Annotated in this window: 11 protein-coding genes; 3 read left to right on the plus strand and 8 right to left on the minus strand. The window is 65.5% G+C overall.

Annotation, left to right across the window (positions count from 1 at the left end):
* Nucleotides 1-31: 31 nt before the first annotated feature.
* Both FHY19_RS00170 and FHY19_RS00175 read right to left on the minus strand, forming a co-directional pair.
* On the minus strand, nt 32-376 hold the full coding sequence (locus tag FHY19_RS00170) for a hypothetical protein (RefSeq protein ID WP_259160696.1): 345 nt from the start codon (nt 374-376) through the stop codon (nt 32-34).
* A 285-nt stretch (nt 377-661) separates the two neighbouring features.
* Nucleotides 662-1,165: a pyridoxamine 5'-phosphate oxidase family protein gene (locus FHY19_RS00175; RefSeq protein WP_259163736.1), complete on the minus strand. Its 504-nt coding sequence runs from the start codon at nt 1,163-1,165 to the stop codon at nt 662-664.
* A 407-nt stretch (nt 1,166-1,572) separates the two neighbouring features.
* Here FHY19_RS00175 and FHY19_RS00180 point away from each other — a divergent pair, with 407 nt between their 5' ends.
* Nucleotides 1,573-2,712, plus strand: a complete 1,140-nt coding sequence (locus FHY19_RS00180; protein ID WP_259163745.1) for a putative acyl-CoA thioester hydrolase — start codon at nt 1,573-1,575, stop codon at nt 2,710-2,712.
* Nucleotides 2,713-3,103: 391 nt separating this feature from the next.
* A complete protein-coding gene (locus tag FHY19_RS00185) occupies nt 3,104-4,774 on the plus strand; it encodes a glycoside hydrolase family 28 protein (protein ID WP_259160699.1) in 1,671 nt (556 codons plus the stop codon).
* Between the two features lie 178 nt (nt 4,775-4,952).
* On the opposite strand, the gene FHY19_RS00190 is transcribed toward FHY19_RS00185, so the two are convergent.
* From FHY19_RS00190 to efp, 6 genes are read right to left on the minus strand one after another with little or no spacing between them, the layout of a single operon-like run.
* Nucleotides 4,953-5,642, minus strand: a complete 690-nt coding sequence (locus FHY19_RS00190) for a phytoene/squalene synthase family protein (RefSeq protein ID WP_259160702.1) — start codon at nt 5,640-5,642, stop codon at nt 4,953-4,955.
* Between the two features lie 28 nt (nt 5,643-5,670).
* Nucleotides 5,671-6,396, minus strand: a complete 726-nt coding sequence (locus FHY19_RS00195; RefSeq protein WP_259160703.1) for a phosphoglycolate phosphatase — start codon at nt 6,394-6,396, stop codon at nt 5,671-5,673.
* Between the two features lie 55 nt (nt 6,397-6,451).
* Entirely contained in the window at nt 6,452-7,171 is a 720-nt protein-coding gene (gene ubiG / locus FHY19_RS00200; RefSeq protein WP_259150625.1) for a bifunctional 2-polyprenyl-6-hydroxyphenol methylase/3-demethylubiquinol 3-O-methyltransferase UbiG, read from the minus strand.
* A 29-nt stretch (nt 7,172-7,200) separates the two neighbouring features.
* Nucleotides 7,201-8,538, minus strand: coding sequence for a TRZ/ATZ family hydrolase (locus FHY19_RS00205; protein ID WP_259160704.1), 1,338 nt, complete (start codon nt 8,536-8,538; stop codon nt 7,201-7,203).
* Between the two features lie 18 nt (nt 8,539-8,556).
* Nucleotides 8,557-9,360 (minus strand): hypothetical protein, encoded by an 804-nt coding sequence (locus FHY19_RS00210; RefSeq protein ID WP_259163747.1) that lies wholly within the window; start codon nt 9,358-9,360, stop codon nt 8,557-8,559.
* A 50-nt stretch (nt 9,361-9,410) separates the two neighbouring features.
* Nucleotides 9,411-9,977, minus strand: a complete 567-nt coding sequence (gene efp / locus FHY19_RS00215; RefSeq protein ID WP_259150627.1) for an elongation factor P — start codon at nt 9,975-9,977, stop codon at nt 9,411-9,413.
* 101 nt (nt 9,978-10,078) lie between these two features.
* On the opposite strand from efp, the gene epmB reads away from it, so the two are divergent.
* A complete protein-coding gene (gene epmB, locus FHY19_RS00220; RefSeq protein ID WP_259160706.1) occupies nt 10,079-11,107 on the plus strand; it encodes an EF-P beta-lysylation protein EpmB in 1,029 nt (342 codons plus the stop codon).
* The last annotated feature ends 137 nt before the right edge of the window (nt 11,108-11,244 follow it).

The raw sequence follows: 11,244 nt of genomic DNA on the forward strand, positions 1-11,244 counted from the left end.
TGCAAGGCGCATCCATCTCGCACATCCGTCATCAGCCCACGGCAACCCGCTCATGGATGCGCATGACGATTAAGGCAGCGCGCCATCGTGCGGATTGGCCATCGTGCGGATTGCTTGCGGCATACGTGCTGGTCTGCAGCTCGCTGTCATGCACATGACGCAATGCATTGCGCACGTTCTCGGGCAACCGGTCGACATCCAGCAACACTTTGCCAGAATGCACATCGCGTACCGCCGATGCCTGCAGCACAAAATCGCCACCGTTCTCGATATTGACCACAAGCTCGGCACCGTCGTTGCGAATCTCACGTACCGCGCCAACGCCAACCTCGCCGTCGCGCAAAAATACCATCTGGCCGATTTCGATCTGCTGCATGTCAGTCTCCTGGCTGAGCGCTGCGGCACAGCCGCGCTGTGCCTTGGCAGACGATCATTGCGCCGTCCGCTGTTGTGTGCCGGTGAAGCGCAGATCAGCGCCGCGTGGGCGCGCGCAACAACGCACCGACTGGCACATCCTGGCACATCGCGCGGACGGCTCCGCCAAGCGCTCCAATCCTGCAACGCCATGCGAACGCTAGCGCGTTGTCGGCAGGTGTCGGTGACCACCGTGCAGGGAACTCAGCACACACGCGGCCATGCAGGCCGCATGTGCGCGTGGACATCAACGCAGCGGGACGTCCGCCACCTTGTCTTGATAATCCTTCTTCGGGTCCACACCGAACAACACCTTGATGCCGGCGAGCAGGCTTGACCCGTTGAGCCAGATCTGTGCGTGGTCGGCGTCCAGACGCAACAACGCCAACTTGGGATCGTCCTTTCCGCCTTCGTACCAGGCTGCGACGTACGGGTTCCACAAACGCTCGACCATGGCCGGATCGGTGTCCTCGATCAGCGAGCCGCTGATACTGGCAAACAAATCATGGCCCTTGCTGCTGAAGGCGCCGATGACGCGACGGCCCTGCCCCAGCATCGCGATCAAGGCATTGTCCTTGGAGGTGAAAAACCAGATGGGGCCACCGCTGTCGCCTTCGATCTGTGCGGTCATCGGACGCGCATGGCCATCTTCGACGCCATCCAGGCCGAGCATCACGGTGCGATCGGATTTCAGGGCCTTCCAGAATTTTTCCTGCAGTTCTTTGGGATCTGTCATTTCGGTTCCTGACATACGCGTTATTACGCGGGCCGCTGAGTCTGGAAGGCCGCATGCCCACGGCATGTGAGGACGCTGCGTGCAATGCAGCGGCAACCCAAAGCCACGTCGACAACGCGACGCAATGGCGCGCGTTGCGACCTGCACCCGATGCAAAGCGTGACCACTGCGCACATCCTGCACATTGCTTGGCACCATCGGCACCCGCAAGCGAACCCGGCAGTACCATCGCTCCTGCACCACATGCGAGGCGAGGTGAACTTCGACACGCCCGTGGCGCAAGCTCCATCGCAGGCAACCGCGCTCGACGTTCACGCCGCGCCCTGCATCTGCGATATCCCACGTGTCTGATGCGTCCCTTTCCGAGAGAGCACCACACCATGTCCGTCTCGCATATCCGCACGACCTGCATCGCCGCTGCACTGCTCAGTCTTGTCAGCGCCAATGCGGCCGCACTCACCGGCACCGCCTCACGCCCGCAGCTCACCAGCAGCGAAGCAGGCAGCTATACGATCGCCAAGGCCCTGGCCAAGGCCGGGCCGCTCACGGCCTTGGTCACCGACAACTGGAACCCCACCGCCGGCGTCGCCTTGCTCAGCGCGGACTATGCAGTGGCCGCCGATGGCTCAACGCGCTATCGCACCGTGCAGTCGGCGGTCGATGCGGCAGTGGCAGCAGGCGGCAGCACGCGCCGCTACATCAGTATCAAGGCCGGCACCTATACCGAACTGGTGTGCGTGCCGGCCAACGCGCCGCCGCTGACCCTGTTCGGGCTGGGCACCGACGCCACCGATACCGTCATCCGCTTCAACAATGCCAACCCGACGCCCAAGCCGGCTGGCACGGCAAGTCACCTCTGTGCCAGCAATGCGTCGGCGACCACGGTGGGCACCTCCAACAGCGCGACCGTGACGGTGCGTGCAGCGGGCTTCCAGGCGCGCCACCTGCGCGTGCACAACAGCTATGTCGAAGGGACCTATCAGGACAACAACCAGTCGGCCGTCGCCCTGGCGGTGCGTGGCGACCAGGCCAGCTTCGAAGACGTGCTGGTGACTGGCAATCAGGACACCTTGCTGATCAGTGCGACCAATGCCGCCAACGTGATTCGCGCCTATTTCAAGAACTGCACGATCGAAGGCGATGTCGACTTCATCTTCGGATCGGGCATAGGAGTGTTCGACAACGCCCTGATCCGCTCGGCGGGTACGCGCCTGGGCAGCAGTCGTGGCGGCTATATCTTCGCGCCGAGCACGCGCCCGGGCAGCAGCTATGGGTTCCTGGCGATCAACAGCCGCTTTGTCGCCGGCTCCGGTTCGCCCGACAACCAGACCTATCTGGGCCGCGCCTGGGACGAAGGTGTCAGCAATCTGGGTGCTTACGTCAATGGCACCTCGCCCAATGGCCAGGTGACGGTGCGCGACTCCAGCCTGGGCAGCCATATCCGCAAGACCGCGCCCTGGAATGCCTCCACCGCCAGCCGCCCGTATTGCAGCAGCGGCTGCACCAATTCGGCAAACCGCTTTTACGAATACGGCAATACCGGGGCCGGGGCCGCCGACTGACCCATCGCCACGACAGCTGCGTTTTTTTGTAGCGTCCTGGCAGCAACATTTAGGCCTGGCACCGCTAGCCATCGCCTGTTGGCAATCCGCGTGATGCGGTCTGTCGACAGGCGATGGTGTTGACCGCCCATCCGCTTGCGCGATGGCAACGCGTTATCGGAATGGGCACTGCATTGGGTGACTTCGGGGACGCGGCGTCGAGTTCGCCCCTCCGACGTCGGCCGCCCACATCAGGCACCAGGCTTGCCGCTCCCTTGCGCAATCGACATCGCAACATCGATACCTGCACTGCATGCCCGGCGTACCAGGCACGGTCATACGGCTGTCATGCAACGTATCGCCTCTGCGCGCAGATCGCACCGTCGCCACGCCCCATCGGAGCCCTCCCCCAATGCAATCTCCTTTCGCCTTTCCCGCCATCGCAGCACTGACGCTCGCCGTGTTCGGCATGACAAGCTTGCAGGCCGGCGCAGCGCGGCCGCACGGGCAGGATGTGCCCGACACCGCGCACAGCATCTCCACCCGTTGGGGCGTGGTCCGGCAGCCGACCTTGCCGACCCAGATCTGCGCCACGCTAAAAGCCGCACTGATGCCAGTGGCCGGTTCGTTGGACACGCTGGATCAGGACCCGGCCCACTCCAAGCGCGATACCGCGCGCCTGCAGGCAGCCATCGACGATTGCCCTGCCGGCAGCGCAGTGCATCTTGTCCCCGGCGATGCCGGCGAATCCGGCATGCTAAGCGGGCCGTTGACCATCAAGAGCGGGGTCACGCTATGGATCGACCGCGGGGTCACCTTGTTCGGCTCGCGCAATCCGCAGGACTACGACAACGGCCTGGGCAGCTGCGGCACCGCCACCAGCGACAAGGCCAAGTCGTGTAGTCCACTGATCCATCTCTCCGACACCGCCAACAGCGCCATTGTGGGCGCCGGCAAGATCGACGGCCGTGGCGGCAGCACGCTCACAGCCGGGCCCAATGCCGGCAAGGCCAGTTGGTGGGATCTTGCCTATCTCAACGTCACCCAGGGCTTGAGCCAGCACGTGCCGCGCCTGCTGCAGATCGACGACAGCACCGACGTCACCTTGTACGACATCACCCTGGAGAACTCGCCCAATTTCCATGTCATCAGCGACAACGTGGTGGGCCTGACCGCGTGGGGCATCAAGATTCTGGCGCCCAGCCTGGTCTATTCGCGTCCCGGCTACCGCTGCCCGGCAGGCAGTACTCCGGACGTCAATCCGCACGCGACCTGCTTCACGCCGGAGACTGCCAAGAACACCGATGGCTTCGACCCGGGCCAGTCGAAGAATGTGCTGCTGGCGTACTCGTACATCGGCACCGGCGATGACGGTGTGGCGATCAAGGCGCACGCCAACAGCAAGCGCAGCGTCACCTCGGAAAACATGCTGTTCGCCTACAACCAGTTCTACTACACCCATGGTTTTTCGCTGGGCAGCGAAACCGATTCGGGCATGCGCCATATCTCCGTGCGTGGCTTGAGCATCGACGGCTTCAACGCCAACGATGTGCAGCGCGATCCCTACTCGGCCAATGGCCTGCGCATCAAGTCCGATGCCTCCCGCGGCGGCCAGGTCTACGACATCAGCTTCGAGAACATCTGCATGCGCGGGGTTGCGCGGCCGCTGGTGTTCGATGCCAACTACGCCAACCCGGCCACCCGCGACAAGCCCCCGCAGTTCAACGGCATTTCGCTCAGTCACGTGCATTCGCTGGGTTCGACCACCTTGGGTGGCGGCGAATTGAGTTTCTATGGGTATCGCGACGCCGGCACTACCCGGCCGATCACCATCTCACTGGACAATGTCGTGCTGGAAGGCGGCAAGGTCAGCTTCGCGCAGCCGCATTTCGGCGGGCCTGCGAGCAACCCGGGCGCGACGCACTTCACCTTCAAGGGCGGGCCGGTGAGCTTTTACGATCAGCTGACCGAATCGGTGCCCAACGATGTGCAGCTACAAGGCAAACCCGGCCCGGGCATGCCACTGCAATGCAATGACGCCTTCATTGCCTATCACTCGGTGCTGCCGGATTCGCCGATTTGAATCCCACGTGCCGAGCGCCACGGCAACCACATGCGGATGCAACGCTTGCTGCGGTCTGTCGGTCGCAGCAAGCCACCAATCCGAAGCCAACGATGTAACGGGCTTGCAACCGCCGCATCCGGCCAGCGGCGTAGCAGTGCGCTTGCACGGTACGGCCATGCGGCCGTCTCGCTTGCGCTCAGTCCGCGCCGCTAGCTGCGCGCCAGCTATGCCACAGCTGCTGCACCGGCGGCGGATAGGCTGCCTTGCCGCCCAGTTCGCGCTGCAGACGCAACCGTGCCAGGCGCGACCACACCCGGTGCGGCCGTGCCAATGCCGGCTTGCGTGGCCACGCACGTAGCAGCTGCGTGCGCCAGGCAACTGTGGTGACGCCGCCGGGCGCGGCGCTGTCACCGGCCACGCGTTGCCGTGCGTCCAGCCATTGCACCGACACCGCACTGGCATCGCCTGGCTGGCTGCGCGCAAACAACACCGCTTCCACAGCGACCACCGCCTCGGCAAAGCCACGCAGTTGATCCAGCGCCTGCTGCAGCGATGCCGGCTGCGCACGTGCCACCTGCATCGCCGGCAAGGTCTCGGCCAACTGCGCCCACGGCGCACGCACCGGCTCCAGCACGCGCCCCAGCGGGTGCCGCGAGCGTTGACCGGACCAGTCGCGCAGTTCCTGCTGCCACCACGCCAGCTTGGCATCGGCCGGCAACGGGTCGCCGGCGATATTCATGATGTCCTCCCATTCCTGCAGCAAGGCGAACCAGGCTGCAGCCAGGTGCCGCTGCGGTTCGGGAACGAAAGGCTCGGCAACCGACCATTCCGGCCAGCGGGTTCGCCACTTGTCGAGAAAACTGTCGAGGGCGCTGGATTGGCTCATGGCGGGTCCAGAAAAAAGTCAAAAAGAATCAGGTCTGCGGCCACGTCGCCGGGTTCCACAGCAGCTGCGGCTGGTCTACCAGCACATCGGCCTGCCAGCGCTCCGGCACGTCGTCATGCAGGCGATAGCCCCACAACACCGCCACCGACGGCATGCCCGCCGCGCGTGCCGCAAGAATGTCGCGCTCGTCGTCACCCACATAGACGCACTGCGAAGGTGCAACGCCGATTCGCTCGGCCGCGGTCAGCAATGGCAGCGGATGCGGCTTGCGCTCGGGCAAGGTATCGCCGCCGATCAGCACGGCGCAGCGCTGCTGCCAGCCCAGTTGCGGCAGGATCAACCGGGCCAGGTATTCGGGTTTGTTGGTGACGATGCCCCAGATGCAGCCGGCGCTTTCCAGTCGCACCAGCAGCTCTTGAACACCATCGAACAGCTGCGACTGCGTGCCGATCAAGGCTTCATAGCGGCTCAGGAATTCCGGCACCAGCGCCGCGCGCGCCGCGTCATCGAGCTCGGCGAAGGCCACGCCCAACATTGCACGCGCGCCCTTGGACACCACCGGCCGCAGCTGCTCCAGCGCCACCGGCCCACGCTCCCGCGCGGCCAGCATCGCGTTGACGGTCGCCAGCATGTCCGGCGCGCTATCCAGCAAGGTGCCATCCAGATCGAACAACACCGCCCGCGGAAACCTCGCAGCCGCCCCGTCGCTCTGCAGTCGTGTGCCGCCATCGGGACGGTGGGACTCGGCAGACATCAAGCACGCACTCGCTGTTGCCAATCCCAAATCCCCACTCCCCAATCCCTGCTCGTCACGGCCTCACCGCGTACGCCAGATAATTGACCTCGGTGCGCGAGGACAAGCGCGCGCGATTGCGCCAGGGCTCGTACACCATGCCGCTGACGTCTTGCAGCTGCAGCTCGGCGCTGCGCAACCAGGCCGCAAGTTCTGCCGGCTTGATGAAATCCTTGTAGTGATGCGTGCCCTTGGGCAGCAGCCGCGCGATGTACTCGGCGCCGACCACCGCCAGTGCGAACGCGGCCGGCGTGCGATTGAGCGTGGACAGGAACAGCTTGCCGCCCGGCTTGAGCAGGCTGGCGCAGGCGCGGATGATCGCGGTCGGGTCCGGCACGTGTTCGAGCATTTCCATGCAGGTCACCGCATCGAAGCTACCCGGCTGCTCGGCCGCCAGGTCTTCCACCGACTGCACGCGGTAATCCACCTGCACGCCCGATTCCAGGCTGTGCAGCCGAGCGACTTTCACCAGCTCCGGTGCCAGGTCGATCGCCGTGACCTGCGCGCCCAGGCGCGCCATCGACTCGCTGAGCAAGCCGCCGCCGCAGCCCACATCCAGCACGCGTGCGCCGGCCAGCTCCTGGCGCGCGGACACGTAGCCAAGGCGCACCGGGTTGAGCGCATGCAGCGGCTTCTGCGGGCCATCGGCGTCCCACCAGCGGTTGGCCAGCGCGGCGAATTTGTCCAGCTCGGCCTGATGGAAATTGCTGGAGGTGGATTGGGTCGTGGGATTCATGCGGAACTCCGTGATGCGATGACGCGCGGTCAGGCGCGGACGGTGCGGATGCGTTCGCGCCATTGCCGCGCATTGGCGACCAGGGCAGCGGTATCCATGTCGATCAGCTCGCGCTGCACCAGCTTGGGCTTGCCGGCGATCCACACATCGGTGACCTGATGACGGCCGGCGGCATAGATCAGTTGCGACAGCACATGATGCAACGGTTGTGTCTCCAGTGCAGACAGATCCACGCAGACCAGATCGGCCTGCTTGCCGACTTCGATCGAGCCGATCCTGTCGCCGAAGCCCAGCGCGCGCGCGCCGCCCAGCGTGGCTGCGCGCAGCGTGGTGGCCGCATCCAGCGCGGTGGCATCGTTGGCCACGGCCTTGGCCAGGATCGCGGCGGTTCGGTTTTCGCTGAACATGTCCAGGTCGTTGTTGCTGGCGCAGCCGTCGGTGCCGATGGCCAGGTTCACCCCGGCACGCTGCAATGCGCAGGCCGGGCAAAAGCCCGAGGCGAGCTTGAGGTTGGACTCGGGGCAATGCACCACGCTGACGCCGCGTTCGGCGCACAGATGGATTTCTGCATCGGTGAGCTGGGTCATGTGCACGGCAATCAGGCGATCGTTGACCAGGCCCAACCGATCCAGGCGCGCCAGCGGGCGCTGGCCGTATTGCTTGACCGAATCGGCCACTTCCTGCGCGGTTTCATGCGTGTGCAGATGCACCGGCATGTCCAGCTGGTCGGCAAGCATGCGCACGCGCTCGAAGTTGGCATCGTTCACCGTGTACGGCGCATGCGGTGCGAACGCAGTGCCGATCAACGGATCGTCGCGCCATTGGTCGTGCAGCTCGCCGGCCCGCGCGAAGTATTCGTCGTCCGACGACGCCCAGGCAGTGGGGAAATCGATGATCACCGCGCCGACCAGCGCACGGAAACCGTGTTGCTTGTACACCGCCGCCTGCACATCGGCGAAGAAATAGTTCTCGTTGACGCAGGTGGTGCCGCCACGCAGCATTTCGGCGATCGCCAACGTGGTGCCGTCGGCCACGAACTCCGGCCCGATCACCGCCGCTTCCACCGGCCAGATGTGCTGCTGCAACCACACCATCAGCGGCAGATCGTCGGCAATGCCGCGCAGCAAGGTCATTGGATTATGCGTATGCGCATTGACCAGGCCCGGCATCAGCGCCGCTTCGGGGCGCGAGACGGTCTGCTTCGGCGCAAACCGTGCGCGCGCTTCGGCAATCGGTGCGATCGCCACGATGACGCCGTTGCTGACCGCCACCGCGTGGTCTTCGAGCACCACCGCATGCGGTTCGATCGGCACCACATAACCGGCTTCGATCAACAGGTCGCACGCTTCGGGAGGGGCATTGGTCATGAGCGTATCCATAAAGGGTTAGTTGTCGAACGGCCAGCTGGGATCGCCAGCAGCCACAGGCACGTAGCGCTGGCCGTTGTACTGCACTACCTGGCGCACGCGACGGGTGCGTTCGGTATCGGTGTCGCCGCCGGCGGCGCTTTCCCTGGTAGACACGTTGGCTGTCAGCACGATGTCCGCGTAGCCGGCATGTCCCTGCGGCGCCATGCCCAGGCTCAGATTGGCGACTTCGGTGATCACATCGCCCTTCCCCGGGCTGCAGGGCTCGCCTTTCACGCGTTGCCACGCATAGAGATCGCGTTGCAGTACCGGACGCAAGCTGCGCCCCTCGCGCACCAGCAGGGTCAAGGCCTGATTGCTGTAAAAATCCGGGCAACTGGGCCCACGCGCAGCGCTATGCACCACCACACCGATCGCGCGCACGCCCTTGGCCAGGTCGTAGCGCGCAGTATCCAGGCGCAGGCCGTCGGCAGCGAGTTCGAACGCGGCGTCCTCGCCCATGTCCTGCGCGTAAGACGCCAGCACCTTGCCGCTGGCGGCATCGAGCATGGCAACGCGCAACGCAATGTCGCGCTCGCCAGGCTCGGTCCGTGCGTCGCCAGCAAATGCGATTGCCGCCAGCCGGATGGCCGGATCGTTCGGCCACGGTTTGCAGCTCTGGACCACCACCCGGTCGACCGACAGCGCAGTTGCGGCGCCGCCCACCCGGCCAGACGTCGCGATGGCCGCAACGGCGGCCACGTCAGCGTCGTCGCAGGTTGCGCCAGCCGTTTGCGCAACGGCCGGGCACGCTGCGAGTGCAGCCCACAGCCCCACCAGCACACCGGCACTGCGTACCGCTCGACCAGGCCAGCGTCCCGGGCGCATCCGGCTTACTTGACGCGCGCCGAGTATTCGCCCGAACGGGTGTCGACCTTGATCACTTCGTCCTGATTGACGAACAGCGGCACGCGCACCACTGCGCCGGTTTCCAGCGTCGCCGGCTTGCCGCCGCCACCGGAAGTATCGCCGCGTACGCCCGGGTCGGTCTCGGTGATCTTCAGTTCGACGAAGTTCGGCGGCTGCACCCAGATCGGTGCGCCATTCCACAGCGTCACGATGCAGTCTTCCTCGCCCTTGAGCCACTTGTCGGCGCCGCCCATGCCGGCCTTGTCGGTCTGCACCTGCTCGAAGGTTTCCGGGTCCATGAAGTGCCAGTACTCGCCATCGCTGTACAGGTAGCGCATGTCGGTATCGACCACGTCGGCCACTTCCACGTCGTCGGTGGCCTTCATGGTCATTTCGACCACGCGGCCGGACTTGATGAAGCGGTACTTCATGCGGGTGAAGGCCTGGCCCTTGCCCGGCTTGACGTATTCGGTCTCGGTGATGACCGCCGGTTCGTTGTTGACCAGGATCTTCATGCCGTTCTTGACGTCGTTCATGCCAACAGTGGCCATGGTGCAGCTCCTCGATAAGACCACGACCCGCCACACGGTGGCCGGTCGGATTAGAATGGGGCGCCCGCCGCAACCGGCGGGCATTGGTTTTGTGACCGCACATGATAACCGCAGCCCCCGTCGCCTTACAGCCATCCCCGCCCACCGCCCTGCAGCCGCCGCGCTGGCAGCAGCAGTGGCGCGACGCCGTGCGCGACCCGCGCACGTTGCTGGAACTGCTGGGCCTGGACGCGCAAGCGGCCGGTATCAGCGCGGACGCAGCCGCGCAGTTCCCGCTACGGGTACCGCAGGCATTCGTGGCGCGGATGCGGCACGGCGACCTGCACGACCCGCTGCTGCGGCAGGTACTGCCGCTGGATGCAGAAATGCAGCCGGTGCCGGGCTACGGCCTGGATGCGGTCGGCGATGCCGCCGCCAAGACCGCCGCCGGGGTGATCCAGAAGTACCGCGGTCGCGCCCTGCTGATCGCCACCGGCAGTTGCGCGGTGCATTGCCGCTACTGTTTCCGCCGCCACTTCCCGTATGCGGAAGAAACCGCCGCGCGCGATGGCTGGCGTGAGGCGGTGGAGGCGATCGCTGCCGACCCGGATATCGACGAAGTGCTGCTGTCCGGCGGCGACCCGCTGTCGCTGGCCACACCCAAACTGGTCGAACTCACCGATGCCCTGGCCGCCATCGGGCACCTCAAGCGGCTGCGCATCCATAGCCGCCTGCCGGTGGTACTGCCCGCGCGCGTGGACGCGCCCTTGCTGGCCTGGCTGCGCAGCCTGCCGTGGCCGGTGGCCTTCGTGATCCACGCCAACCATGCCAACGAATTCGATGCCGACGTGGACACCGCCATGCAGGCATTGCGCGGTGCCGGCGTGCAACTGCTCAATCAGGCGGTGTTGCTGCGCGGGGTCAACGACAGCGTGGACGCGTTGGCCGCGTTGAGCGAACGCAGCTTCGCCGCCGGCGTGCTGCCGTACTACCTGCATCAGCTCGATCGCGTAGCCGGCGTGGCGCATTTCGAAGTGGACGACGCCCGCGCACGCGCCCTGCATGCGGAACTGGCCACGCGGCTGTCCGGCTATCTGGTCCCGCGCCTGGTACGCGAAATCCCCGGCGATACCGGCAAACGGCCGCTGTAACCCCAACGCCCAACGCACCCTCTCGTAGGAGCGCACTCGGGCGCGACGAAGCCTTACCGATAAAGCCCCATCGCGCCCTGGTGCGCTCCTACGGGGTTATCGGGCACCGCGTCGCGCGCGAAATCTTCGACGAAAGG

Source organism: Xanthomonas sp. 4461, assembly GCF_024806475.1.
Classification (GTDB): domain Bacteria; phylum Pseudomonadota; class Gammaproteobacteria; order Xanthomonadales; family Xanthomonadaceae; genus Xanthomonas; species Xanthomonas arboricola_F.